General features: G+C 73.7%; 28 protein-coding genes. 11 read left to right on the top strand and 17 right to left on the bottom strand.

Going from position 1 to position 24,354, the window contains the following annotated elements; all coding sequences use genetic code 11:
• Positions 1–35: 35 nt before the first annotated feature.
• Positions 36–665 carry a histidine phosphatase family protein gene (locus LIV55_RS01345; protein WP_229298952.1) on the bottom strand — a complete coding sequence of 210 codons (630 nt, stop codon included), beginning with the start codon at positions 663–665 and terminating at the stop codon, positions 36–38.
• Positions 666–772: 107 nt separating this feature from the next.
• Between LIV55_RS01345 and LIV55_RS01340 the strand changes: the two genes are divergently transcribed.
• The 3 genes from LIV55_RS01340 to LIV55_RS01330 are packed head-to-tail and all read left to right on the top strand — an operon-like array spanning position 773 to position 2,949.
• Positions 773–1,249, top strand: coding sequence for an OsmC family protein (locus LIV55_RS01340; RefSeq protein WP_229298951.1), 477 nt, complete (start codon positions 773–775; stop codon positions 1,247–1,249).
• Positions 1,242–2,288, top strand: coding sequence for an ArsO family NAD(P)H-dependent flavin-containing monooxygenase (locus LIV55_RS01335; protein WP_191563681.1), 1,047 nt, complete (start codon positions 1,242–1,244; stop codon positions 2,286–2,288). The genes LIV55_RS01340 and LIV55_RS01335 overlap by 8 nt, the downstream gene beginning before the upstream one ends.
• A 34-nt stretch (positions 2,289–2,322) precedes the next feature.
• Positions 2,323–2,949 (top strand): L-threonylcarbamoyladenylate synthase, encoded by a 627-nt coding sequence (locus LIV55_RS01330; RefSeq protein WP_123091792.1) that lies wholly within the window; start codon positions 2,323–2,325, stop codon positions 2,947–2,949.
• Between the two features lie 94 nt (positions 2,950–3,043).
• Here LIV55_RS01330 and LIV55_RS01325 read toward each other — a convergent pair whose 3' ends face one another.
• On the bottom strand, positions 3,044–4,234 hold the full coding sequence (locus LIV55_RS01325) for a glycine C-acetyltransferase (RefSeq protein ID WP_191563680.1): 1,191 nt from the start codon (positions 4,232–4,234) through the stop codon (positions 3,044–3,046).
• 4 nt (positions 4,235–4,238) lie between these two features.
• Positions 4,239–5,276 carry an L-threonine 3-dehydrogenase gene (gene tdh, locus LIV55_RS01320; protein WP_123091791.1) on the bottom strand — a complete coding sequence of 346 codons (1,038 nt, stop codon included), beginning with the start codon at positions 5,274–5,276 and terminating at the stop codon, positions 4,239–4,241.
• Positions 5,277–5,391: 115 nt separating this feature from the next.
• Here tdh and LIV55_RS01315 point away from each other — a divergent pair, with 115 nt between their 5' ends.
• Positions 5,392–5,847, top strand: a complete 456-nt coding sequence (locus LIV55_RS01315) for a DUF4190 domain-containing protein (RefSeq protein WP_229298950.1) — start codon at positions 5,392–5,394, stop codon at positions 5,845–5,847.
• Between the two features lie 4 nt (positions 5,848–5,851).
• Here LIV55_RS01315 and LIV55_RS01310 read toward each other — a convergent pair whose 3' ends face one another.
• The gene (locus LIV55_RS01310) at positions 5,852–7,063 is read right to left on the bottom strand and encodes an ATP-binding protein (protein ID WP_229298949.1); all 1,212 of its coding nucleotides are present in this window, start codon (positions 7,061–7,063) and stop codon (positions 5,852–5,854) included.
• A 220-nt stretch (positions 7,064–7,283) separates the two neighbouring features.
• Here LIV55_RS01310 and LIV55_RS01305 point away from each other — a divergent pair, with 220 nt between their 5' ends.
• The 3 genes from LIV55_RS01305 to LIV55_RS01290 all read left to right on the top strand — a co-directional run bounded on the left by LIV55_RS01305 (position 7,284) and on the right by LIV55_RS01290 (position 9,787).
• The gene (locus LIV55_RS01305) at positions 7,284–8,315 is read left to right on the top strand and encodes a TerC family protein (protein WP_229298948.1); all 1,032 of its coding nucleotides are present in this window, start codon (positions 7,284–7,286) and stop codon (positions 8,313–8,315) included.
• 96 nt (positions 8,316–8,411) lie between these two features.
• Entirely contained in the window at positions 8,412–9,359 is a 948-nt protein-coding gene (locus LIV55_RS17075; RefSeq protein WP_308012861.1) for a VOC family protein, read from the top strand.
• On the top strand, positions 9,356–9,787 hold the full coding sequence (locus tag LIV55_RS01290) for a DUF309 domain-containing protein (protein ID WP_229298947.1): 432 nt from the start codon (positions 9,356–9,358) through the stop codon (positions 9,785–9,787). Before LIV55_RS17075 ends, LIV55_RS01290 begins: the two co-directional genes overlap by 4 nt.
• Here LIV55_RS01290 and arfB read toward each other — a convergent pair.
• The 7 genes from arfB to LIV55_RS01255 form a co-directional block, all read right to left on the bottom strand.
• Complete coding sequence (gene arfB / locus LIV55_RS01285) at positions 9,784–10,236, bottom strand: alternative ribosome rescue aminoacyl-tRNA hydrolase ArfB (RefSeq protein WP_229298946.1); 453 nt, start codon at positions 10,234–10,236, stop codon at positions 9,784–9,786. The genes LIV55_RS01290 and arfB overlap by 4 nt on opposite strands.
• A gap of 42 nt (positions 10,237–10,278) precedes the next feature.
• On the bottom strand, positions 10,279–10,752 hold the full coding sequence (locus LIV55_RS01280) for a universal stress protein (RefSeq protein WP_068275753.1): 474 nt from the start codon (positions 10,750–10,752) through the stop codon (positions 10,279–10,281).
• A 111-nt stretch (positions 10,753–10,863) separates the two neighbouring features.
• Complete coding sequence (locus LIV55_RS01275; protein ID WP_229298945.1) at positions 10,864–11,745, bottom strand: DUF72 domain-containing protein; 882 nt, start codon at positions 11,743–11,745, stop codon at positions 10,864–10,866.
• Between the two features lie 2 nt (positions 11,746–11,747).
• Positions 11,748–12,536, bottom strand: a complete 789-nt coding sequence (locus tag LIV55_RS01270; RefSeq protein ID WP_229298944.1) for an MBL fold metallo-hydrolase — start codon at positions 12,534–12,536, stop codon at positions 11,748–11,750.
• A gap of 1 nt (position 12,537) precedes the next feature.
• Positions 12,538–13,095 (bottom strand): isoprenylcysteine carboxyl methyltransferase family protein, encoded by a 558-nt coding sequence (locus tag LIV55_RS01265; RefSeq protein WP_229298943.1) that lies wholly within the window; start codon positions 13,093–13,095, stop codon positions 12,538–12,540.
• Complete coding sequence (locus tag LIV55_RS01260; RefSeq protein WP_191563672.1) at positions 13,092–14,204, bottom strand: type III polyketide synthase; 1,113 nt, start codon at positions 14,202–14,204, stop codon at positions 13,092–13,094. Before LIV55_RS01260 ends, LIV55_RS01265 begins: the two co-directional genes overlap by 4 nt.
• A complete protein-coding gene (locus LIV55_RS01255) occupies positions 14,201–15,046 on the bottom strand; it encodes a UbiA family prenyltransferase (protein ID WP_229298942.1) in 846 nt (281 codons plus the stop codon). The genes LIV55_RS01260 and LIV55_RS01255 overlap by 4 nt, the downstream gene beginning before the upstream one ends.
• 65 nt (positions 15,047–15,111) lie before the next feature.
• On the opposite strand from LIV55_RS01255, the gene LIV55_RS01250 reads away from it, so the two are divergent.
• A complete protein-coding gene (locus LIV55_RS01250; RefSeq protein ID WP_229298941.1) occupies positions 15,112–16,158 on the top strand; it encodes an NAD(P)/FAD-dependent oxidoreductase in 1,047 nt (348 codons plus the stop codon).
• Positions 16,159–16,322: 164 nt separating this feature from the next.
• Here LIV55_RS01250 and LIV55_RS01245 read toward each other — a convergent pair whose 3' ends face one another.
• Entirely contained in the window at positions 16,323–17,114 is a 792-nt protein-coding gene (locus LIV55_RS01245; RefSeq protein WP_123091780.1) for an alpha/beta fold hydrolase, read from the bottom strand.
• Between the two features lie 104 nt (positions 17,115–17,218).
• Here LIV55_RS01245 and LIV55_RS01240 point away from each other — a divergent pair, with 104 nt between their 5' ends.
• Positions 17,219–17,731, top strand: a complete 513-nt coding sequence (locus tag LIV55_RS01240) for an MSMEG_6728 family protein (protein ID WP_192826125.1) — start codon at positions 17,219–17,221, stop codon at positions 17,729–17,731.
• Positions 17,732–17,820: 89 nt separating this feature from the next.
• Here LIV55_RS01240 and LIV55_RS01235 read toward each other — a convergent pair whose 3' ends face one another.
• From LIV55_RS01235 to LIV55_RS01220, 4 genes are all read right to left on the bottom strand, one after another.
• The gene (locus tag LIV55_RS01235; protein ID WP_123091779.1) at positions 17,821–18,717 is read right to left on the bottom strand and encodes a DUF6892 domain-containing protein; all 897 of its coding nucleotides are present in this window, start codon (positions 18,715–18,717) and stop codon (positions 17,821–17,823) included.
• Between the two features lie 87 nt (positions 18,718–18,804).
• Positions 18,805–19,386, bottom strand: a complete 582-nt coding sequence (locus LIV55_RS01230) for a GrpB family protein (protein ID WP_229298940.1) — start codon at positions 19,384–19,386, stop codon at positions 18,805–18,807.
• 9 nt (positions 19,387–19,395) lie between these two features.
• Positions 19,396–19,635: an HTH domain-containing protein gene (locus LIV55_RS01225; RefSeq protein WP_123091777.1), complete on the bottom strand. Its 240-nt coding sequence runs from the start codon at positions 19,633–19,635 to the stop codon at positions 19,396–19,398.
• On the bottom strand, positions 19,632–20,078 hold the full coding sequence (locus tag LIV55_RS01220; protein ID WP_229298939.1) for a single-stranded DNA-binding protein: 447 nt from the start codon (positions 20,076–20,078) through the stop codon (positions 19,632–19,634). The genes LIV55_RS01225 and LIV55_RS01220 overlap by 4 nt, the downstream gene beginning before the upstream one ends.
• 134 nt (positions 20,079–20,212) lie before the next feature.
• Here LIV55_RS01220 and LIV55_RS01215 point away from each other — a divergent pair, with 134 nt between their 5' ends.
• Together LIV55_RS01215 and LIV55_RS01210 are read left to right on the top strand one after the other, a co-directional pair.
• Positions 20,213–21,331: a methyltransferase domain-containing protein gene (locus LIV55_RS01215; protein WP_229298938.1), complete on the top strand. Its 1,119-nt coding sequence runs from the start codon at positions 20,213–20,215 to the stop codon at positions 21,329–21,331.
• A 147-nt stretch (positions 21,332–21,478) separates the two neighbouring features.
• Complete coding sequence (locus tag LIV55_RS01210) at positions 21,479–22,855, top strand: M15 family metallopeptidase (RefSeq protein ID WP_229298937.1); 1,377 nt, start codon at positions 21,479–21,481, stop codon at positions 22,853–22,855.
• Here the strand turns inward: LIV55_RS01210 and LIV55_RS01205 are convergent, their stop codons facing one another.
• Positions 22,856–24,226, bottom strand: coding sequence for an MFS transporter (locus LIV55_RS01205; RefSeq protein ID WP_229298936.1), 1,371 nt, complete (start codon positions 24,224–24,226; stop codon positions 22,856–22,858). It lies immediately after the preceding gene.
• Positions 24,227–24,354 lie beyond the last annotated feature (128 nt).

Raw genomic sequence — 24,354 nt, 5'->3', positions numbered from 1 at the left:
GGCGAAGGGGGCGAAGGGGTGCCGGGCGAAGGGGGTCAGACGAGGGCGTCGAGACCGGTGGCGGGCACGTTCCACGCGACGACCGACGCGTCCTCGCGGTAGCGGCCGAGCAGGCTGAGCGAGCCGGGGGAGAGCTCGAGCTGGGCGGCCAGGCGGGGCGAGTGCCCGAGCCAGACCGCGGTGAGGATGCGCAGGGCGTGCCCGTGCCCGACGAGGCAGACGTCGGCCGGGGCCGCGTGCTCGCCCTCGAGCACCGGCCGCACCCGGGCGAGGACGCGCGAGGCGCGCGCGGCGACCTCCTCGACGGTCTCGCCGGGGGTCTGCCCCGGCGGCACGCCGTCGAAGACGGTCCACCGACCCCCTTCGTCCTCTCGGACCTGCTCGGTCGTGCGGCCCTCGGCCCCGCCGTAGTCCCACTCGCGCAGGTCCGGGTCGACCTCGGGCGTGAGCCCCGCGAGCTCGGCCGTGCGCAGCGCCCGCCCGAGGTCGGAGGACAGGACGACAGCGAGGTCGAGGCGGGCGAGGTACGGGCGAAGGGAGGCAGCGTCGGCCTCGCCCTCGGGCAGCAGCGGCAGGTCGGTGAGCCCGGTGTGCCGCCCGTCGCGGCTCCACTGCGTCTGGCCGTGACGGACGAGGACGAGGCGGCCGTGGCCGTGGGAGGTCATGACGCCACCGTAGGACGATCCCAGCCCTGGTCACCGGGTGGCGTGGGCGACCCGCTCTGACGAAGATGGGACGCGCACCCCGATCTCCCCTCGACCCCAGGAGCGCGATGAGCCAGCAGGACGACGCCGAGACGACCGGCGGGACCGGACCAGGGCATCGTGAGGTCTCGCTGTCTCGCACCGGGCTGGGGCGCTACGAGGCGCGCAACGCGCGTGGCGGCAGCATCGCCCTGGGCAGCGGCGAGGACGACGACTTCACGCCCGTCGAGCTGCTCCTCGCGGCCATCGCCGGGTGCAGCGCCGTCGACGTCGACCACATCACGAGCCGCCGGGCCGAGCCCGAGCACTTCGAGGTGGTCGCGAGCGGCACGAAGACCTCGACGCCGCAGGACGGCAACCACATGGTCGACCTCGACGTCACCTTCACCCTGCGCTTCCCCGCGGGCGAGGACGGCGACCGGGCCCGCGAGATGCTGCCGCGTGCCGTCGCCCAGTCGCGCGACCGGCTGTGCACGGTCTCCCGCACCGTCCAGCGCGGGACGCCGATCCGCATGCAGGAGCAGGCGCCGGAGACGGATGGCTGACCGCGCCGACGTCGTCGTCGTCGGCGGGGGCCAGGCCGGGCTGGCCACGAGCTACTGGCTGCGCCGGCACGGCGTCGACCACGTCGTGCTCGACGAGCAGGAGGAGCCCGGCGGCGCGTGGCGGCGCACGTGGCCCTCGCTGCGCCTCTTCTCCCCGTCGGGATACTCCTCGCTGCCCGGGTGGATGATGCCCGAGCACCCCGACGTCTTCCCGCCCGTCGACCACGTGCTGGCCTACCTCGCCGCCTACGAGGAGCGCTACGACGTGCCGGTCCGCCGAGGCGTCCACGTGAGCGACGTGCGTGCGGACGACGACGGCCTCGACGTCGTCACCGGCGAGGGGAGCGTGCGCGCCCGGTACGTCGTGAGCGCGACGGGGACGTGGCGGGCCCCCTTCGTCCCGCTCGTCGAGGGGGCCACCTGCTTCGAGGGCACGCAGGTGCACTCCGCCCACTACCGCGGGCCCGAGCCCTTCGTGGGGCAGCAGGTCGCCGTCGTCGGCGGCGGCAACTCCGGCGTGCAGATCACCGCCGACCTGCTCGGGCACGCCGACCGCGTGCACCTCGCCTCCCTCGGTCGGCTGCGCTTCCTGCCCGACGACGTCGACGGGCGCTACCTCTTCGAGCGGGCGAGCGCCCGGATCACCGGTGACGCCCGCGACCTCGAGTCCGAGCTCGCGGGGACGATCGTCGCGATGCCCAGCGTGCGCGAGGCCCGCGCGAAGGGGGCGCTGCGCCTGCGGGCGATGTTCGACCGGATGGACGCGACCGGGGCGGTCATCGGGCGCGAGCACGTCGACCTCGACGCGGTCGTGTGGGCGACCGGCTTCCGCCCGGCGCTGCGGCACCTGCGCTCCCTGCGCCTGCGCACCCGCGACGGCATCCCCGTCGTCGACGGGGCCCGCTCGGTCACGGACCCGCGGGTGGCCTTCGTCGGCTACGGCGACTGGACCGGCCCGGCGTCGGCGACCCTCATCGGCGTGGGGCGGCCCGCCCGTGCCCTCGCGACGACGCTCGCGCAGGAGCTGGCCCGCGACTGATCCGGTGGCGCCCCGTGCGTCCTACCCTGGCCCCATGGCCACCTTCGTCGAAGTGCACCCGGACAACCCCCAGCCGCGCACGATCGGTCAGGTCGTCGCGCGCATCCGCGAGGGCGCCCTCGTCGCCTTCCCCACCGACTCCGGCTACGCGCTCGGCGGGCGGCTCGACGACCAGAGCATCAAGGACCGCATCCGTGACATCCGGCGGCTCGACGACAAGCACCACTACACGCTGCTGTGCCGCGACTTCGCCCAGCTCGGCCAGCTCGTCCACGTCGACAACCACGTCTTCCGCACCGTGCGGGCGACGACGCCCGGGCCGTACACCTTCATCCTCCCGGCGACGAAGGAGGTGCCCCGACGCCTGCTCCACGCGAAGAAGAAGACGGTCGGCGTGCGCATCCCCGACAACCCGGTCGTCCAGGCGCTGCTCGCCGAGCTCGGCGAGCCGATGCTCTCGAGCACCCTGCTCCTGCCCGGTCAGGAGGAGACCCCGGTCTTCGGGTGGGACGTCAAGGAGGAGCTCGACCACGCCGTCGACGTCGTCATCGACGCGGGCGAGGTGAGCACCGCGCCGACGACGGTCGTCGACTACAGCTCGGGCACCGCCGAGATCGCCCGCCAGGGCGCCGGTGACGCCCACCCCTTCGTCGAGGGCTGACCGGGACGCCCCTTCGGGAAACAAGCTTCGACCTCGGGAAGGAAAGGTTCCTTCCCGAGGTCGAGCTTTCCCGCCCTGGGCGGGAAAATGGGAGTCAGGCGGCGGTGACGTCCTCGCGGGCCTGGACGAAGGCGGCGACGCACGCCCGCACGTCGTCCTCGCTGTGCGCGGCGGAGAGCTGGACGCGGATGCGGGCCTGCCCCTTCGGCACGACGGGGTAGGAGAAGGCGATGACGTAGATGCCGAGCTCGAGCATGCGGTCGGCGACCAGGCCGGCCTGGCGCGCGCCGTCCTCGCCGGGGAACATCACCGGGACGATCGCGTGCTCGCCGGGCAGCAGCTCGAAGCCGGCCTCGCCCATGAGCGCACGGAAGAGCTCGGCGTTGCGGCGCAGCACCTGGCGCGGCTCGTCGGAGTCGCGCGCGATCTCCAGCGCCCGCAGCGAGCCGGCGACGACGGCCGGCGCGACGGCGTTGGAGAAGAGGTAGGGCCGGGCGCGCTGCTTGAGCAGGTCGACGACGCCCTGACGGGCCGCGACGTAGCCGCCGCTGCCGCCGCCCAGCGCCTTGCCGAGCGTGCCGGTCATGATGTCGACGCGGTCCATGACGCCGCACGCCTCGTGCGAGCCACGGCCGCCCTCGCCGACGAAGCCGGTGGCGTGCGAGTCGTCGACCATGACGAGCGCGCCGAACTCGTCGGCGAGGTCGCAGATCTGCTCCAGCGGGGCGAGGTAGCCGTCCATGGAGAAGGCGCCGTCGGTGACGACGAGGACGCGGCGGGCCCCCTTCGCCTCCTCGAGCTGGGTGCGCAGGTCGGCCATGTCGCGGTTGGCGTAGCGGCGGCGCTGGGCCTTGCTCAGGCGCACGCCGTCGATGATCGACGCGTGGTTGAGCGCGTCGGAGATGATGACGTCCTCGGGCCCGAGCAGCACCTCGAAGATGCCGCCGTTCGCGTCGAAGCACGACGGGAAGAGGATCGCGTCCTGCGTGCCGACGAAGTCCGCGATCGCCCGCTCGAGCTCGCGGTGCCCGGTCTGGGTGCCGCAGATGAAGCGCACGCTCGCCATGCCGAAACCGGACTCGTCGAGCGCTCGGTGGGCGGCGGCGACGATCTCGGGGTGGTTGGCCAGGCCGAGGTAGTTGTTGGCGCAGAAGTTCAGCGCCTCGCCCCGCGAGGTCGCGATGTGCGCCGACTGGGCGGTCGTGATGAGCCGCTCGTGCTTGGTGAGCCCGGCGGCCTCGATCTCGGCGAGCTCGGCGGCCAGGTCGTCCTCGATGGTGTACATGCGATCAGCTCCAGTCCATGACGACCTTGCCGCACCGGCCCGATCGGGCGGTGTCGAAGGCCGTCTGCCAGTCGGTGGCGGGGTAGCGGTGGGTGATGACGGAGGTGACCGCATCACGAAGGGGGCGAGACGTCGAGAGCATCGCGCTCATGGCGTACCAGGTGTCGTACATCTCGCGGCCGTAGATGCCCTTGATGGTGATCATGTGGGTGATGACCTTGCCCCAGTCCACGGGGTAGGGCTCGCCGGGCAGCCCGAGCATCGCGATCCGCCCGCCGTGGTTCATGTGGTCGATCATCGACGCGACGGCCGGGGGAGCGCCGCTCATCTCCAGCCCGACGTCGAAGCCCTCGCGCATCCCGAGGTCGCGCATCACCTGGCTGAGGTCGGTCTGGGCCGGGTTGACGCAGATGTCGGCGCCGGCGGCACGGGCGAGCTCGAGACGCTCGTCGGAGAGGTCGGTCACCGCGATGTAGCGGGCGCCGACGTGCCGGGCGATGGCCACCGACATCACGCCGATGGGCCCGGCGCCGGTGACGACGACGTCCTCGCCGGCGAGCGGGAAGGACAGGGTCGTGTGGGTCGCGTTGCCCAGCGGGTCGAAGACCGCGGCGAGGTCGGGGTCGAAGTCCTCGGGCTGGACCCAGACGTTGGTCGCCGGGATGACGACGTAGTCGGCGAAGGCGCCGTCGCGGTTGACGCCGACGCTCGAGGTGTTGATGCACAGGTGACGGCGGCCGGCCCGGCAGCTGCGGCAGCGGCCGCACACGACGTGGCCCTCGCCCGAGACGAGCGCCCCGACCTCGACGTCGGTGACGTCGGAGCCGACCTCGGCGACGACGCCGCTGAACTCGTGGCCGAGGACGAGGGGGGTCGTGACCGTCGAGGCGGCCCAGCGGTCCCAGTCGTGCAGGTGCAGGTCGGTGCCGCACAGACCGGCGCGCAGCACGCGGATCTTGACGTCGCGCGGCCCGGGCGTCGGCTCGGGCACGTCGACCAGCTCCAGACCTGGTCCGGGACGGGTCTTGACCAGCGCACGCATCGTCGATCTCCTGACGGGTCGGGGGAGGTCTCCGCGTCGAGACCGAGGTCACGGTAGCGCGGCCGGGGGAGATCTCCCCATCGTCGCCCTGACGGCCCCCGCGTAGGGTGCGGGCATGACGCAGGAGAGCAGGGGCGACGACGTCGAGCAGGGGCCGGTCACCGGTCCGGCGGGGGCCGGCACCACGACCGAGATCCCCGCGTCACGGAGCACTCAGCCGGCACCGCAGCAGCAGGTGCCGGGTGCCGCGGCCGGCCCGTGGGCACCGCACCCCTTCCCGCAGATGGCGCAGATGCCGCCCGACCACCCCCAGGCGGTGACGATCCTCGTGCTCGGCATCGTCGGCATCATGGGGGTGTGGGTCACCTCGCCGATCGCGTGGTACCTCGGCAACCAGGCCCTGCGGGAGATCGACGCGAGCCCGGGACGCTACGGTCACCGCGACTTCGTCTCGATCGGGCGCATCCTCGGCATCGTCGGCACGGTGCTCCTCGGCGTCGGCGTCGCCGTCGTCGCGATCTTCGTCCTCTTCTACGTCGGGCTCTTCGCCGCGATGGTCGCCGGGTCCTGACCCGTCACGTCGAGGGGCGGCTGGCGTCGCCCGTCGCCGTCGTCGCCCGCAGGTACTCGGCGAAGCCAGGCATCGTGAAGCGGAGCCGGCCGTGGCCGGCCGGCTCGACGATGCCCTTGTCGATGAGCCGCTCGCGGGGCATGCCGAGCGACTGGGTCGAGCGGCCCATGCCCGCCGCGATCTCGGCGCGGGTCACGCTCGCGCTGCCCGCGTGCGCCATGACGGTCAGCAGGTGCTGCTCGAGCGGGGTGGCCGCACCCCACCGGGCGGCGAACATGGCGTCGAGCTGTGCCTCGACGAGGGGCAGCCCGGCGCGGACGTCGGCGACCCCGAGCCGGTCGCCGGCCACCGGCGAGGCGCTCTGCCAGGCCGCGTGGGCGAGCACCTGGAGCAGGTAGGGGAAGCCCTGGGCGCGCTCGACGACCTCCGTGAGCGCCGGGCCGGTCCAGCCGACGCCGAGCTCCTCGGCGGGCTCGCCCACCGCCTGGGCCGCGGCCTCGGGCGCGAGCGGCGGCAGGGTGACGAAGGTGCTGCGCTCCGCGAAGGTCGCCGCCCGGGTGAGGACGGAGACGCTCGAGGGGAGGCCGGCGCAGACGAGGGCGAAGGGGGAGTCCTCCCGCCCGCCCGTGAGGTTCTGCATCGCGTTGAGCAGGACCGCGAGGTCGGTCCGGCTCGGGGCGTGGAGCTCGTCGACGAGCACGAGCAGGCCGGACCCGCCGCGCTCGCGCACCCGGGTCGCCGTGCCGTGGAGGAGGTCCTCGAGAGCCGAGACCCGGGCGCCCGTCTCGGCGCCGTCCCCCTCGTCGGGGGCAGCCCGGGCGGAGACCTTGACCCCGGTCGGGACGCCGATCTCGACGGCGATCTCGTCGAGGCGCAGGGAGCGGCGGTCCCCCTTCGCCACGACGTCCGCCGCCCGCAGGGCGTGGTCGACCCGGCTGACGAGGTCGGGCAGGAAGGGGGCGCCGTGGTGGCAGGAGACCCAGACGGTGAGGAAACCGTGCTCGTCGGCGTCGCGCTGCGCCTCGCGCAGCAAGGAGGTCTTGCCGACGCCGCGCGGGCCGAGGAAGACGACGGGCGGGCCGCCGGTCTCGCCGTAGGCGCTCACCCGGCTGAGGACACCGCGGATGCGGTGCTGCTGGTCCTCGCGCCCGGCGAGGACGCGGGGCAGCTCACCGGGCGTGTACGGGTTGCGCATCGTCGCGTCCTCCTGTGACACCTTGTTACACATCGACCAGATGTCATCGACTGTAGGGGAGGGGTACGACACCCCCGCTGCTTTGCCCCGCTGAGGGCGCGCCTGGTTTAATGTGCAACCACGAGGGGAGTACTTCCCAGCGTGTCGCCGGTCATTCCGCGGGGTCCATGCCCCGCCCGGTGCACGGCCCGGCGTCGGGCGAAGGAGACCTCGCACCGCTCGACGATGCGAGGTCCTTGCTGTGTCTTCCTTGTCCTCGGCCGCCTCGGCCGCTCCCGGTATCGAGTCCATCGCGGACGCCACCTTGTGGTGGGTGACGATCGCCGGCGTCCTGGCGCTCGTCGCCCTCGACTTCCTGCTCACCCGGCGCCCGCACGAGGTCTCCATGAAGGAGGCCGTCGGCTGGTCGGCCTTCTACATCGCCCTGCCCCTCGCCTTCGGGCTGTGGGTGTGGAACCAGCACGGCTCCCAGATCGGCGTCGAGTACTACACGGGCTACCTCGTGGAGAAGTCGCTCTCCGTCGACAACCTCTTCATCTTCATCCTCATCCTCACGAGCTTCGCGGTGCCGCGGGTGCTGCAGCAGCGCGTCCTGCTCATCGGCATCGTCGGGGCCCTCGTCATGCGGGGTGCCTTCATCGCCGTCGGCGCGGCGCTCATCGCGCGCTTCTCGTGGATGTTCCTCCTCTTCGGCGCGATCCTGCTCTTCACCGCGTGGACCGTCCTGCGCGACGCCCGCTCCGGCGAGCACAGCGTCGACGTCGACGAGCTGAAGATCGTGCGCCTCGCCCGTCGCCTCTACCCGGTGACCGACGACTACCGGGGCACGAAGATGGTCGTCGGTGAGCGCGGTCGCAAGGCGCTGACCCCGCTCGCGCTCGTCGTCCTCGCCATCCTCGGCACCGACCTCATCTTCGCGATCGACTCCGTGCCCGCCGTGTACGGCATCACCGGCGACCCCTACCTCGTCTTCGTCACCAACGCCTTCGCCCTGCTCGGCCTGCGCGCCCTGTACTTCGTCCTCGAGGGGATGATCGGCAAGCTGCGCCACCTCGGCTACGGTCTCGCGGCGATCCTCGCCTTCATCTCCGTCAAGCTCATCCTCCACTGGGCGCACGGGGTGTGGGAGTCGGTCCCGACGATCCCGACGCTCGCCTCTCTCGGCGTGATCGTCGGCGCGCTGACGATCACGACGATCACGAGCCTCATGGCCAACCGTCGCGACGCCCGGGACGAGGAGCCGACGACGCAGGAGGCCGGCAGCTCGCACTGACCGCCTCTACCCACCCGGTGCCGGCCGAGCCGCCAGCACCGATGCCCGTCCCCGTCGCACCTGCCCGTGCGGCGGGGCCGGGCTAGCGTGGCGGGCATGGAGCAGCGCGCGAACTTCGTCACCCTGGCCGTCGCCGACGTCGGGCGGTCGCACGACTTCTACGTCGACGGGCTCGGCTGGGAGCCGGTCCTCCACGAGCCGGGGGAGGTGCTCTTCCTGCCCCTCGCCCACGGCCTCGTCCTCTCGCTGTGGGACCGCGCGGGCTTCGTCGCCGAGGTCGGCGAGCCGGCCGAGGGGATCGCGCCGATCACCCTCGCGCACAACGTCACCGACGCCGACCAGGTCGACGCGGTGCTCGCCGACGCGGCCGCGGCCGGTGCGCAGGTCACCGCGGGGCAGCGCCGGGAGTGGGGCGGGTACTCGGGCTACTTCGCCGACCCGGACGGCTACCGCTGGGAGGTTGCCCACAACCCGACGCCGCTCGGTGACTCTCTCGTCGAGGCGAGCCGGCGCTGGCTGGGCACCCGGCGGGCCGAGGTCGACGGCACCGCTGCCGCCACGGCCGACGAGGGACCGGCTGTCCAGGACCACTACCCCGCCGACGCGGCCCACTGCTACGGCTGCGGGGCGCGCAACCCCTTCGGGCACCACCTGAAGACCCGGTGGGCCGACGGGTCGCGCACCGAGACGATCACCCGATTCACCCCTGGCCCCGAGCAGACGGCGATGCCGGGCTACGTCTACGGAGGGCTCGTCGCCTCGATCCTTGACTGCTCGGGCACGGGGTCGGCCGCGCTCGCCGGGACGCACGCCGCCGGTCTCGACCTCGAGGGCGACGGGTCGCTGCGCTACGTCACCGGCACGCTCGAGGTGCGCTACCAGCGCCCCACCCCGATGGGCGTCGAGCTCGTCGTCCGCGGGCGGGTCGAGGAGGTCAAGGGCCGCAAGGTCACCGTCGCGCTGACGATGACCGCCGGTGAGGACGAGGTCGCGTCGGGGCGGGTCGTCGCCCTGCAGCTGCCCGACGAGATGAGGTCGTCGTGAGCCGCGACCGCGACGACGAGGGCCGCCCGCGCCAGTCCCGCCCGCGCGACGCCCTCGGACGTCCGCTGCCGTACGGCGCGACCGGGGTCGAGCCGGTGAGCGAGGACCCCCTGCCGCCGCTGGAGACGGTCGAGGAGGCCCGTCGGCTGCTGCGCGAGGGGCGCCCCTTCTCGGCGCACGAGGTGCTCGAGGCGAGGTGGAAGGCCGCCCCGTCGTCGGAGCGCGACCTCTGGCAGGGGCTGGCGCAGGTCTGCGTCGGCGTCACCCATCTCGCCCGGGGCAACGAGACCGGCGGGCGGCGGCTCGTCGAGCGTGGGGGCGAGCGGGTCGAGGCCTACCAGCACGCCGGCGGGCCCACCTACGGGCTGGACCTCGACGAGGTGCTCGCGTGGGCCCGGGGGCCGCACCCGGGCCCGCCGGCCGGCTAGTCGTCCCCGTGCGGCCGGGAGCGGGCGCGCTTGGTCGACGAGCGCTCCCGCTTGGCCGCCAGCCGGCGCTCCTGCGAGCCACGGGTGCGCCGGGTCGCCCGCCGTGGCGGCGGGGGAGGGGCGAGCGCCTCGCGCAGCAGGGCCGCGAGGCGGTCGCGTGCCGCCGACCTGTTCTGGCGCTGCGAGCGGTGCTCGGAGGCGTCGACCGTGAGCACCCCGTCGACGAGCCGGCCGGAGAGCCGGTCGAGCAGCCGGCGACGCTGCGACGCGGTCAGAGCCGTCGTCGTGGACACGTCGAAGGAGAGCTGCGTGCGCGAGTCGGTCGTGTTGACGCCCTGCCCTCCCGGTCCGGAGCTGCGCGAGAAGCGCTCGCGCAGCTCGCCGCCGGGGATGACGAGACCGCCGGGGATCCCAGGCCCCGGCGGCACCCGCAGGTCGGCGTCGCTCACGCCTGCATCATCTCCGACCCGTGCGGTGCCCCGCGTCCGCCGTCAGCTCTTGCGCCGCCGCGGCCTCGGGGTCGGGCGCACGACAAGGACCGGGCACGGCGCCGACGCCTGCACACGGGCCGCGGTGCTGCCGATGAGGATGCTCTCGCTCAGCCCGCGGTTGCCGTTGGCGAGCACGACGAGGCCGACGTCGGCGAGCTTGGCCGCCCGGATGATCTCCGTCGACGGGGTGCCGCTGCGCACGCTGCGCTTGACCGTCGTGCCCTCCCAGTCGTCGAACTCGGCGGCGACGACCTTGACCGCCGCCTCGGCCTCGGCGCGGAAGGACGCCTCGGCCATCGGCTTGGGCCGGCGCGCGTCGGGCGAGATCTCGTCGTGGAAGGACAGCGCCGCGAGGGGGCGGGTGACGGCGAGGACGGTGATCGTGTCGATCTTCGCGGGGTCGGCGAAGGTCTTGAGGTGGCGGGCGGCCCGCAGCGACTGCTTCGAGCCGTCGGTGGCGATGAGGACGTGCATCTCGGGGGCTCCTCGGTGAGGTGGGTGGCGGGATCGCGCGAGCACCAGCGCGGGGCGACCCGTCCTGCATGTCCCACGTCAGCGTAGCGGCGCCGACGGCCCGGGCGCCGGTCAGCCGCCGCCCTGCTCGGTCGCGCCGCCGGGGAAGGTCGCGCGGTGCTCCGGCACTCCGCCCAGCCGGTCCAGGAGCGCGACGGCGTCGTGGGGCGCGTGACCTCGCGCGTCGTTGTCGAGGTAGACGTGCACGTCGCCCCCCTGGTCGTGCCACTCGCGGCACAGCTCGGCCCAGCGGTCCAGCGAGCTCGGCGGGTACGCGCTCGTGTAGAGCTCGGTCTCGCCGTGCAGGCGCACGTAGTGCAGGTCGGTCGTCGAGTCCTCCATGCGCGGCCACCGACCGGCGCTGTCGGCGACGACCATGGCGACGTCGTGGGCTCGCAGCAGCTCACGGGCCTCGTCGGTGTCGAAGCTCGGGTGCCGCGGCTCGAGGGCGTGCCGGACCCTCCGGCGCCCGTCGAGGCCGTCGGGCAGGTCGACGAGCGCGTGACCCTCGGCGAGCTTGTCGTCGTGCCCGCGGGCGAGCCGCGCGGTCTCGTCGACGGTGCGGGGGAGCATCGCGAGGAAGTCCCCGACGCGGCCCGGCTCGAAGGTCGTCCGCGCGGGCAGCTGCCACAGCACCGGTCCGAGCTTGCGGCCGAGCGCGAGCACCCCGGACGCGAAGAAGTTCGCCAGCGGCGTCTCGACGTCGCGCAGCTTCTTCATGTGCGTGATGAAGCGCCCGCCCTTGACGGCGAAGACGAAGTCGTCGGGCGTCTCGTCGTGCCAGGACGCGAACGACGACGGGCGCTGCAGGGAGTAGAAGGAGCCGTTGATCTCCGCCGAGGTCATCCGCTGCGCGACGTACTCGAGCTCGCGGCGCTGGACGAGCCCCTTCGGGTAGAAGTCGCCCCGCCACGCGCGGTAGCGCCACCCGGACACCCCGACGTAGTACGTCATGGCTACGGCACCAGCGAGATCGTCCGGCCGCGCTCGACGACCCGCAGGTCGCCGGGCAGCGCGTCGCGGGCGAAGCGGGCGACGAAGTCCTCGCGCGGCGACCGGAAGACCCGGTAGTCGTCGAAGTGCACCGGCACGGTGACCTTCGGGCGGATCGTCTGCACGAGACGGGCGCCCTGCTCGTCGTCCATCGTCACGAGCAGGCCGAGCACGCGGGTGCCCCCGAGGTGGACGACCATGGCGTCGACCGGGCCGCACCGCTCCACGACCTCGCGCAGCGACTCGCGGTAGAGGGTGTCCCCGGTGACGTAGACCCGCAGGGGCTCGCCGCTGCCGGTGTCGAGGGTGAGCACCGAGCCCATGACCGCCGGCAGCAGCGCCTGCGCGAGACCCGGGGCGTGCCGTCCGGGCGTCGAGGTGATGCTCAGCCCGACCCCGTCACGCTCGAGCTCGTGGCTGCTCCACGTGCTCAGCCCGACCGCGTCGAACCCCCACCGGTCGAGGCGAGGCGCGGCCTGCGGCGTCGTGAGCAACGGCGGGTCCCGCGTCAGCTCGCGGCGGGCCACCCGGTCGAAGTGGTCGCCGTGCAGGTGCGACAGGACGATCGCGTCGAGCTCGGGCAGGCTGGCCGGGGTGCGGGTGGGCTCGGTGAGACGTCGGCTGGCGAGCCCCTTGCCGAGGTAGGCCAGCTGCCCGCGGTGCAGGAAGTTGGGGTCGGTGAGGATCGTGAAGGGACCCAGCCGCAGCAGGCTCGTCGCGGTCCCGACGAACTCGAGCGTGGCGTCGGTCATGTCAGCTCCTCTCGGGTGTCTCCTCCTCGGCGGCGGTGCCGGGGCGAAGGGAGCGCAGCGCCTCGTCCTCGAGGCGGATGCGGTGGCGCAGGAGGACGGTGTTGAGGACGGTGAAGACGGTGGCGGTGACGCCCGCGGAGTGCGCGAGGGGGAGGGCCACCCCTTCGGTCGCGACGGCGACGTAGTTCGGGTGCGGGATGACGCGGTAGGGGCCGGAGGTCACCCGCTGGGCGCCCGGGATGACGACGATGCGCGTGCTCCACTGGCGCCCGAGGGTGCGGATGCACCACCAGCGCAGGCCCTGCGCCGCGACGACACCCGCGACCGCCGGCCAGCCGACGGCGGGGACGAAGGGGCGTCGGGCCCTCGACACCTCGAGGACGCACCCGGCGAGCAGCCCGGTGTGGAGGGCCACCATCGCCGGGTAGTGGCCGACGCCGGTCTCGACACCGCCCTGCTCGGCCGCCCAGCGGCGGTTGCGGCGGTCCACGACGAGCTCGACGAGGCGCTCGACCCCGACGGCGGCGACGAGCCCGTAGTAGGCGGTCGTGGACCTCATCGTGACTCCTCCGCGTGCAGCAGGACCATCTCGAGGCAGAAGCCGGGGCCCATGGCGAGCAGCATCCCGTGGGTCCCCGGGACCGGGGGACGGTCGCGCAGGGTGTCGGCGAGGACGTGCAGGACCGACGCCGAGGAGAGGTTGCCGATGCGGTCGAGCGAGGACCACGTCATGCCGAGGGCCTCACGGGGCACCTCGAGCGCGTCCTGCATCGCCTCGAGGACCTTCGGCCCGCCCGGGTGGGCGACCCACCAGCCGATGTCGTCGCGGGTCAACCCGTGGTCGGCGAGGAAGCCGTCGACGTCGCCGCGCAGGTTGGCCAGGACGAGTCCGGGCACCTCGGCGCCGAGGACGATCTTCAGCCCGGTCTGCCCGATGTCCCAGCCCATGGCGCGCTCCGTGCCGGCGTACATCCGGCTGCGCGACTCGACGACGACGACGTCGCTGCCCGGGCTCGTCGACGGCGAGGGCGCCTCGCGCTCGGCGCCCGTGAGGACGACCGCGGCCGCCCCGTCGCCGAAGAGACCGCTCGCGACGACGTTGGCCATCGACGCGTCGTCGCGCTGCACGGTGAGGCTGCACAGCTCGACGGCCACGAGGACGGCGACGTCCTGCGGGTGCCCGAGGAGGTAGTCGTGCACGCGGGCGACACCCGCGGCCCCCGCGACGCAGCCGAGGCCGACGAGCGGCACCCGCTTGACGTCGGGGCGCAGCCCGATCCGCGCCGCGATCCGGGCCTCGAGCGAGGGCACGGCCAGCCCGGTGACGGTCGTCGACATGACGAGGTCGACGTCGGAGGGGGTGAGCCCGGCCTGAGAGAGCGCGTCGAGCATGGCGGCCGCGCCGAGCTCGACGGCGGCCTCGATGAAGGCGTCGTTGGCCGCCCCGAAGTCCTCGAGCGCGGCGTAGCGCTCGGCGGGGATCGCGAGGTGGCGCTGGCTTACGCCGGCGTTGGCGTGGGTGCGCCGCACGACCTCGGGGTGGATGTCCTGCTCGCCGAGGATGTCGAGGAACATCGTCGTGAGCTCGGTCTGGTCGTAGCGGTACGGGGGCAGGACGGCGCCGACCGAGCGGAGCCTGCTGGCGCGGTCGAGCGGGGATGCGGTCATCTACGGGGATCCTTCCGGGGTCGGCCCCTGCCGAGCAGGGCGACGTCGACGCCCGCGATCGCGACGACCGCGGCGAGCGAGGAGCGGCCGCGGGTGCGGACCGCCGGGGGCACGAGGGCGAGCGTCGCCGCGAGGGGCGCGAGATCGGCCCGGCGAAGGGGGCGACGCCCGGCGAGCAGGACGAGCGTGGATCCGAGCAGGACGGCGCCGACGAGCTGTCGGGTGCGGCGCTCGCCGAGGCGGTGCGGCAGCCCGGCGACGCCGGTCGCCTCGTCGTCCTCGAGGTCGGGCAGGGCGTTGACGAGGTGGGCCCCGACCCCGAGCAGCGCCGCCCCGGCCGTCGTCGGCCACGGCGCGACGGCGGGGGAGGGGGCCGCGAGGGTCGCGACGGAGGGCAACGAGCCGAAGGCGAGAGCGTACGGCGCGAAGGACCACCACGTGCTCTTGAGGCCGAGGTTGTAGGCGACCCCGCAGCCGACGAGCCCGAGATGGGTCAGGCCCGAGCGGCGCCCGCAGCCGAGCGAGGCGACGACGCAGCTCACGGCGGCGAGGGTGGCCGCCGACCCCACGGCGACGGGGGAGACGTCCCCCTTCGCCAGCGGCTTGTCGGCTCGCGCGACGGCCCGGTCTCGCTGGACGTCGACGAGGTCGTTCGTCCACCCGATGACGAGCTGACCGCACGCCACGGCGGTGACCACGCGGCTGCCGCGCGAGAGGGGGAGGGAGGCCGCGCGGGAGAGCAGGGCGCTCAGGGCCGTGACCGCCACGGCGGGGCCCGGGTGGGTCGTCAGGGCCAGGCCGCGTGCTGCCCGCAGGACGGGTCGTCGAGGGGTCTGCGGCACCACGCCACGGTAACCGGGCGGGCCGCGCAGGCGCCGTCTGCGAGGTGGGCAGTCATGATGGGTCGGTGCTCGACGTCGTCATCATCGGAGGCGGGCCCGTCGGCCTGGCCACCGCGCTCCACGCGCGGCGTGCCGGCCTGTCGTGCGCCCTCGTCGAGCAGCGCGTCGGGGTCGTCGACAAGGCGTGCGGCGAGGGGCTCATGCCGGCGGGCCTTCAGGCCCTGCGCGCGCTCGGCGTCGACCCCGCGGGGGTGCCCATCGAGGGGATCCGCTACGTGGCGGGGGAGCGGTCCGCGCAGGCCGGCTTCGGCAGCGGCCCCGGGCGGGGCGTGCGGCGCACGACCCTGCACGCTGCGCTCGCCGACCGCGTCGGCGCGGCCGACGTCGAGCTCGTCACCGGGCGGGCCGGCGAGATCACCCAGGACGCCGACGGGGTCACCGTGCGGGTGACCCGCGACGGGAGCCAGACCCGGGTGCGCGCGCGCTACCTCCTGGCCGCCGACGGCCTGCACTCGCCGACGCGCCGTGCGCTGGGGCTCGAGCGCCCCGCCTCCGGCACGCCGCGCTACGGCCTGCGCCAGCACTTCGCCGTCGCGCCGTGGAGCGACCACGTCGAGGTCCACTGGGGCCGTGACGCCGAGGCCTACGTCACCCCGGTCGACGGCACGATGGTGGGGGTCGCGGTCCTCACCCGGCGGCGGGCCCCCTTCGAGACCCATCTCGCCGGCTTCCCGGCGCTGCTCGAGCGGGTCGGCGACGCCACGGCCGCGAGCTCGGCCCGGGGTGCCGGGCCGCTGCGCCAGCGCACCCGGCGGCGGGTCGCCGGGCGCGTGCTGCTCGTCGGCGACGCGTCCGGCTACGTCGACGCGCTCACGGGGGAGGGGACGATGCTCGGGGTCGCCCAGGGGGCCGCCGCCGTCGCCGCCGCCCGCCGGGACGACCCGCAGGCGTACGAAGGGGACTGGCGCACCATCACCCGCCGGCACACCCTGCTCACCCAGGGCCTCGTCACCGCCACCCGGGCTCGGCCGGTCCGGCGGCTGCTCGTGCCGGCCGCCGCGACGGTGCCGTGGGTCTTCGGCGCAGCCGTGCGCTCCATCGGCTCTGCCTGACCGGCTCGACCGACCCGACCGAGCCCAACCCGACATAACCCAGCCCCCACCCGACCCCACACCTCCCACCCCACAGCTCCTACCCGCCGAGACCCGCTCGGAGTCCGCGAGACCCGGTCGTCGCGGGCCGGCGGTGACCGGGTCTCGCGGACCACGAGCGGGGCTCAGCGCAGGACGTCGCGCAGGACGGCGGCGAGATCGGCCGGGTCGTGCTGCGGCAGCCCGTGGGTGCCGCCGGGCAGGACGAGCGAGCGCCCGTCCTCGACCGCGGCGGCGAGGTCGGCGCACCACCGGCGGCCCGCCACCGCGTCGCGGCCCCCGCGCAGCACGGTCGTCGGGGCCACGACCCCGGCCATGAGCTCGGTCGCGCTCGTGCCGATCTGCGCGACGAAGGCGGGCAGCAGCGCGGGGCTGGCCCGGACGTAGTCGGTCGCGGCCTGCACGAGCACTCGCGGCCGCTCGCGGCGCGCGTCGCCCACGAGGGCCCGGAGGTGGTCGCGGACGTGCGGCAGGTGCGGGTCGGGGGAGGGACCGACGAGCACGACCCGCCGGGCGAGGTCCGGCCGCGAGCCCGCGAGCCGCGCCACGGTGAGGGCGCCGAGCGAGTGGCCGACGAGGTCGACGCCTCGGATCCCGAGGTGGTCGAGCAAGGCCGCGACGTGCGTCGCCTGCGCGTCGGCGTCGAGACCGCGCTGCGGACGTCCCGTGCGACCGGACGCCGGCGGGTCGACGGCGACGACCACGCGGTCCCGGGGCAGGTGCTCGAGGAGCCACTGGTAGGCCCGCCACGACATCGACAGGCCGGGCACGAGGACGAGCGCAGGAGCCGTCGGCGGCCCCTCGGGCGCCCGCTCGACCCAGGCGGTGGTGGTGCCCATGACGTCGACGCGGTGACGGACGACCCCGTCGTGCCGGCGGCGGTGGACGCGCTCGACGAGCCGGGCGAAGGGGGTCACCCGCGCAGTCTCACACCCCGCCTCGTGCGAGGGTGGCAGCTGCCACCGCTCGAGCGCCGAACCGGCAGCCGAGCCTCCGGGCCCGAGACCCGACGAGGAGGACCGTGCAGACCTTCCTGCCGTACGCCGACTTCGCCGCCTCCGCGCAGGCTCTCGACGACAAGCGTCTGGGCAAGCAGCGCGTCGAGTGCATCCAGGTGGTGCGAGGACTCACCGTGCCGGGCTACGGGTGGCGCAACCACCCCGCCGTGACGATGTGGCGCGGCTGCCTCGAGGCGCTCGGGCGGTACTCGCTCACGTGCTGCGAGGTGTGGGTCGCGCGGGGCTTCGCCGACACCTGCGCCGCGACGATCCGGGCCGATCTGGCGGGATCGGGTGTGGAGGCCGTGCGCACCCAAGACGAGCTCGCCGCGGCGGGCGCGCTGCCGTCATGGCTCGGCGACGAGGCCTTCCACCGCAGCCACCGCTCCTCGCTCCTCTCCAAGCTCCCCGCGCACTACGGGGCGCTCTTCGACGACGTCGAGCCGGGTCTGCCGTATGTGTGGCCGCCCGGTCGAGAGGACGGGGGAGCGGTCATCCCTCCTGGCGGGCCCACCAGCGGCGCACCGCCGCGCTGACCTGCGCTGATCGCGGCGCCCTGACGTCACGGGGTGCGTCGGGCGAGCCGGGGTGGACGCCGGCGACCACCTCGAGCGGCGCAGGGCCCTCAGGCGTCGACATCCAGGCCACGGGCCCGCAGCACGTCGAGCGTCTCGTCGTCCGGGGTGAGCGAGACGAAGTCGAGGCTCGTGAGGTGGGGGAGGAGGTCGAGGTCGGCCCACGACCCGATGTCGAAGGTGTCGTCCTCCCCGTCCCACAGCGGGGCGACCTCGCGGTAGACGTCGTTGCCCGCGTCGATGACGAGCTCGTGCACGAGCGCGGCCTCGCTGCGGTCGATCTGGAGGTCCTGGAGGTAGGCGAGGATCTCCGGGACGGGCCGGTGACCCTCGGCGTCGAGGTCGATGGTCCGCCCGGTGTAGGACCGGGCGAAGTCACGGGCGTCGAGCCGGGGCTGGATCACCTCCTGCTGGTACATCAGCTCGTCGACGACGGCCAGCTTGAGCCCCAGGTCGGTGAAGCGCACGGGGTCGGCGACCCGCCGCGGCGCGTAGCGCTCGACCGGCACGGCCGGGGTCGTCCTCGGCACGGTCATCTCGACGGACTCGAGGTGGTCGCCCTCGTAGCTCGCGTGCAGACGCACGCCGTGACGCTCGGTCGTCGCGGTCCCGGCGACGCGACGTGCGTCGACGCCGGCCCCGGGCAGCTCGTCGGTGACGACCTCGCCGTCGACGACCAGACGGCCGGTGAAGGCCGACCGGGGGACGAAGGCCGGGGCGTCCGCCTCGGGACGCAGCTGCACGCAGAGCGTCTTGACGTGCGTCTCGTCGAGACGGTGCGCGAAGACCCCGAGCTCGTGCCACGTGACGACGGACCCGGCCGTGCCGACCCAGAGCTCGGGCTCGCCCCAGGCCGCGACGAGGGTGCCGATGGGGATGGGCAGCACGACGGGGGTGCCCTCGACGAGGAGAGCGTCTGGTCCGAGCTCGATGACAGGTGTCGACATGCGGGGGACCCTAACCGAGTGCGCTACTTGACATAATGTCGATTATCGGCGAAAGACGAGGGAGCGCCCACATCCTGCAGAAGAGGCTCAGGTGGAAGCGTCCCGAGCCGCCCGGGCGCGCGCCTTGATCGCCTCGATGACCTCGGTCTTCGCGTCGGCGTAGTGGTTCATGCTCGGCCAGTCCCTGCTGACGAGCTCACGCTTCGTGCACTCGTACAGCGCCCGGTCGTCGGCGTCACGGCGCAGGTGGTCGCGCAGCAGCAGGTAGTCGTCAGCCGCCGGGTCGTCCGGCTCGAGCACGTGGATGAAGACGTCGCGCTCCGGCGTGCGGACCAGCCGGTGGCCGGGCTCGCGCACCCGCAGCTGGTACCCGGCGGCCACCAGCGCGTCGAGGTAGTCCTCCTCGGCGGTGATGTCGGGCACGGTGACGAGGACGTCGACGATCGGCTTGGCCGCGAGGCCCGGCACGGAGGTCGAGCCGATGTGCTCGACCGAGCGTGCGACTCCCCCGAGGGCCGTTCGAACACGTGTCTCATGACGGGCGTACGCCTGCGCCCATGCCGGGTCGTGCTCGACGAGGTGCAGCCGCACCTTCTCCGTCCCGCCGACGAGCTCGACGTCGGTGACGTCGGGGCGTCGTCGGGTGCTGCCTGCTGGTGACTCGTCCACGGCCGCAGGCTACGTCGAGCGGGCTCGCTCGAAGCGCGAGCCGCCGTACTTGCGGTGCACCGCCTGCCGGCTGACGCCCAGCTCGTGGGCGATCTCCGCCCACGACAGGCCGGCGCTGCGGGCTCGCCGCACGAGCACGGCCTCGCGCCGCTCGACACCGCGCCGCAGCTCTGCTCCCCCGCGCAGCGCGGCACGGGGGTCCTCGTCGTCCATGAAGGTCACGACCATGTCGACCATCTCCTGGGTCATCGTCCGGCCACCTCGCCTCGTCCACAGGTGTTGACACGATGGCACCACGCGCCCCGGCTGTCAACATGTGATGACACGCACCCTCTCGCGCATGAGACGGCGTACCTCGACCTCGTACCGGCTGGCCGCCCCGCCGGGCGTACCTCGACCTCGTACCGGCTGGCCGCCCCGCCGGGCGTGCGGTAGAAGCGCCGCCGCAGCGACCCCTCGACCTCGACGCGGGTGCCGTCGGCGAGGTGCTGCGCGGCCCGTCGTGAGCGCGCGGACCAGCACGCGAGGTCGATGGTGTCCACCGGCCGCCCGTCCGTGCGCGACACGACGACCCGCAGGGTCACCACCTCGTCCCCGCTCGGCAGCGTGCGTACGGTCGGCTCGCCGCTCACTCGCCCGACGAGCCGGACCTCGTTGACGTCCGTGCCGCTGCCCTGACCCTGCTCGTCCATCTCTGCTCCTCCTGCGCTCGGCCTGCGATGCCCCCACGGTCCGCCGCCGTACGACCGAGGGCACGGGCCCGGCGGCGGCTGTGGACGGCGACCGCCGCGACGGCCCAGCTGTGGACGGGTGGCACGATGAGGGCGTGCAGTGCGACTACTTCGACGCGGGGGCGTGCCGGTCCTGCACCTTCATGGGCATCCCCTACGAGGTCCAGCTGCGGCGCAAGCAGCAGGACGTGCAGGAGCGGTTGGCCCGCGTCGCGCCCGAGGTCGTGTGGCGCTCCCCCTTCGCCTCCCCCGAGGCCGGCTTCCGCAACAAGGCCAAGCTCGTCGTCGGCGGCTCCCCAGGCGCCCTGACCCTCGGCATCCTCGACCGGGAGGGTCGCGGCGTCGACCTCCAGGGGTGCGGCCTCTACCCGCAGGCCCTCTCGGCCGCCTTCGACCCGGTCGCCCGCTGGCTCGAGCGGCTGCAGGTGCCGCCCTACGACGTGCCGCGTCGGCGCGGCGAGCTCAAGCACGTGCTCCTCACCGTGAGCCCCGACGAGGAGCTCATGCTCCGTCTCGTCCTGCGCAGCGACCGCCACCTGCCGCGTCTGCGCGACGCGCTGCCCCGCCTGCTCGAGGAGCTGCCCTCCCTCGTCGTCGTGAGCGTCAACCTCCAGCCCGAGCACAAGGCCGTCCTCGAGGGAGAGCACGAGGTGCTCCTGACGGAGCAGGAGCACCTGACGATGAGCATCGGCGGGGTGCCGCTGCACCTGCGACCCGGCGGCTTCTTCCAGACCAACACCGCGGCCGCCGCCGCGCTCTACGAGACCGCCACGGGTTGGGTCCGCGACGTCGCCCCGCGGTCGGTGCTCGACCTGTACTGCGGGGTCGGCGGTTTCGCCCTCCACGCGGCGCGGGTGCTGCCCGCCGGAACGCCGGTCCGAGGCCTGGAGATCTCGGCCGAGGCCGTCGCCGCGGCCCGGACCACCGCGGCAGAGCTGGGCCTGGCCGCGGACTTCGGGAGCGGCGACGCCGAGGTCGCGACGGCGGAGGCCGACCTCGTCGTCGTCAACCCGCCGCGGCGCGGCATCGGGGCGCTGACGCAGGCCCTCGAGCGTTCCTCGGCGCGTCACCTCGTCTACTCGAGCTGCGACGTCGCCTCGCTGGCCCGCGACCTCGCCGACCTGCCGTCGTGGGTCGCGCAGGAGGCGCGCCTCGTCGACATGTTCCCGCAGACCGGCCACCACGAGGTCCTCGTGCGGCTGCAGCGGGGCTGATCCGAGAGGGCTGTCGCAGATGTCTGGGGATCCCCTCCCCACGGGCCGGTGCCGTACGTATCATGGGGGCCGTGCCATCTGGCACCAGCGACAGTCAAGGGGACACACCGAGTGGGGACCATCTCGTGGCGCCGATGCGCTCAGGCCGTGGCCGTGTGCACCGTCGCCGGGTCGCTGACCGCCCCCGCCGCGGTCGCCGACCCCTCCCCCGTCGCGCCGACGAGCACCACCCCCGCCCCGACGAGCACCACCGAGCCGGCACCCACGGGCACGACGGCCCCGACCACCGGTGACCCGGCCGGCGAGCCCGCAGACCCCACCTCTCCCGGTGCGAGCGGCAGCGAGAGCTCGAGCGACCCCTTCGCCTACGACGAAAGCGCGAAGGGGGAGGAGGACGACGCCCTCTCCCCCGCCGAGGTCAAGAAGCAGGTCGACGAGGCCAACGCGCTCGCCGCGAGCATCCTGAAGAACAACAAGGAGATCGGCTCCCTCGTCACCGAGCTGCGCCGTCACTCCACCCGGGCCAACACCCTCCTCGAGCGCTACTCCGAGGCCACCTCGAAGCACCGCGCCGCGAAGAAGGAGGCCGACGAGGCGCGTCGTGCGTCCACCCGGCTGAAGAACCGGCTCGACGCGGGCCGCGAGGACCTGCGCGACTGGGCCTTCGGCACCTACACCGAGGCCGGCGGCTACACCGACACCATGGCCTTCCTCAACATCATGACGAAGTCACCGGCCAAGGCCGGCGACTCCGCCGGTGACCTCAGCTATCTCACCGACGAGCGCATCCACAGCGTCGACCTCGTGCGGGTCGACACGATCACCGCCGCCCAGCTCTCCCGCAAGCGGGCGAAGGCGGAGAAGCGCGCCAAGAGCGAGAAGGCCAAGGCCGACAAGGCCCGCAAGGACCTCACCGCCGTCATCACCGAGCGCAAGGCGACGCTGGAGACGCTGCGCAAGGAGTACGCCTCCGAGCTCAAGGAGGCCGGGCCGCTCGTGAAGTCCCTCCTCGGGCTCACCGACCCCGACGCGCAGGACGCCCAGGAGAGCCTCACCGCGGCGATGGAGAAGGCCGGGCAGGACGTCAGCGCCTTCGAGGGCGCCGCACCGTGCTCGGACAACGAGGGCACCTACCCCAACGGCCAGGTGCCCCCGAACGCCCTGTGCCCGCTCATCGGGGCGGCCGGCGAGATGCTGCGCCCCAAGGCCGCGGCCGCCTTCAACGAGATGAGCAAGGCCTACGCCCGCGACACCGGCTCGCCGATCTGCATCACGGACAGCTACCGCTCCTACGCCGAGCAGGTCATCGTCAAGCAGCAGCGCGGCGGCTGGGCGGCCACGCCGGGCCGCTCGAACCACGGGCTCGGGCTCGCCCTCGACCTGTGCGGCGGGATCAACAGCTTCGGCACCGCCGCGCACGCGTGGATGCAGCAGAACGCCGCGCTCTACGGGTGGTTCCACCCGGCGTGGGCGCAGGCCGGTGGCAGCCTGCCCGAGCCCTGGCACTGGGAGTACGCGGGCTGATCAGCCCCGCACCTGCTCCTCGTGCGACTTCACGGGGATGAGCACGACGAGCCCGGCGAGCAGCACGAGCGCGACGCCGAGGATCCCCCAGTACTGCGTGTTGTCATCTCCGGTCACCGCTGCGCCGAGGGCGATGAAGGCGGCGAAGGCGAGCGGGCTGAGGAAGGACACGGCCCGCCCGGTCGTCGCGTACAGCCCGAAGATCTCACCGCTGCGGCCCTCGGGGATGACCCGCGCGAGATAGCTGCGCGAGGCCGCCTGCGCCGGTCCGACGAAGGCGGTCATGACGAGCCCGAGGCTCCAGAAGACGGGCTTGCCGCCGTCGTGGAGGACGAAGATGCCCAGGCCGATGACGACGAGCGCGACGAGGCTGATGATGATGACCCGCTTCGGGCCGATCCGGTCGTCGAGCACACCCATCGCCATCGTGCTCAGCCCCGCGACGACGTTGGCCACGGCGCCGAAGATGATGACCTCGCCCGCGGTGAGCCCGAAGGTCCCCGCGGCGAGGATCGCCCCGAAGGCGAAGACCCCGGCCAGCCCGTCGCGGAAGAGCGCGGAGGCGAGCAGGAAGTACACCGTGTGCGGCGAGCTCGCGTAGAGCGCCCGCAGCGAGGCGAAGAGCAGCCGGTAGGACTCGGCGATGCCCACGCGCGGGGCCCGCTCGCGCGGCTCGTCGCGCAGGACGAGGAAGGCGGGCACGGTGAAGACGGCGATCCACAGCCCGCAGACGAGCATCGAGACGCGGATGTCGAGGCCGTCGGCGCCGGTGACGCCGAAGAGGCCGCGCTCCGGTGCGATGAGGGTGAAGTTGAGCAGCAGGAGCACGAGGATGCCGCCGAGGTAGCCCATCCCCCACCCGAAGCCGGACACCCGGCCGACGGTGCGCGGCGTGGCCACCTGCTCGATCGTCGCGTTGTACGTCACCCCGGCGACCTCGGAGACGATCGACCCGACGCCGAGCAGGACGAGGCCGAGCAGGAGGAAGCCCGGCTCGGGACGCACGAGGAAGAGCGAGGCGGCCAGGGCCGCCATGAGCCAGGTCTGCACCCGCAGGTTGCGCACGGTGCGACCGCTGCGATCCGCGTTCTGCCCGAGGACGGGGGCGACGAGGGCGACGACGAGGCCGGAGATGCCGGTGGCGATCGCCAGGGCGGTCGACGTCGCGTTCGTCGCGCCGAAGCTCGAGCTCGTGATGTAGACGGAGAAGACGAAGGTGATGATGACCGTGTTGTACGGCTGGGCTCCCCAGTCCCACATCGCCCAGGACACGACCGTGCGACGTGGCGTCCGGGAGTCCCCGTGCCGCAGCGCGGAGCCGGGCGGCGCGAGGGGCAGGTCGGCGTCGACGTCGCTTCGGTGCTGGGTCACAGGGGGACCGTACCCTCGCCCCGTGGGCCGATGTGCGCGACACGGGTACGACGCGGTAACCTGACGGACTGCCGACATCGCTCGCTCGCCGAAGAGCGCAGATCGACCCCCTCATGTGATCTGAGTCG

Source organism: Janibacter melonis, assembly GCF_020567375.1.
Taxonomy (GTDB): domain Bacteria; phylum Actinomycetota; class Actinomycetes; order Actinomycetales; family Dermatophilaceae; genus Marihabitans; species Marihabitans melonis.
Note: the sequence above shows the minus strand (reverse complement) of the source record. Positions and strands in the feature narration are given on the sequence as shown.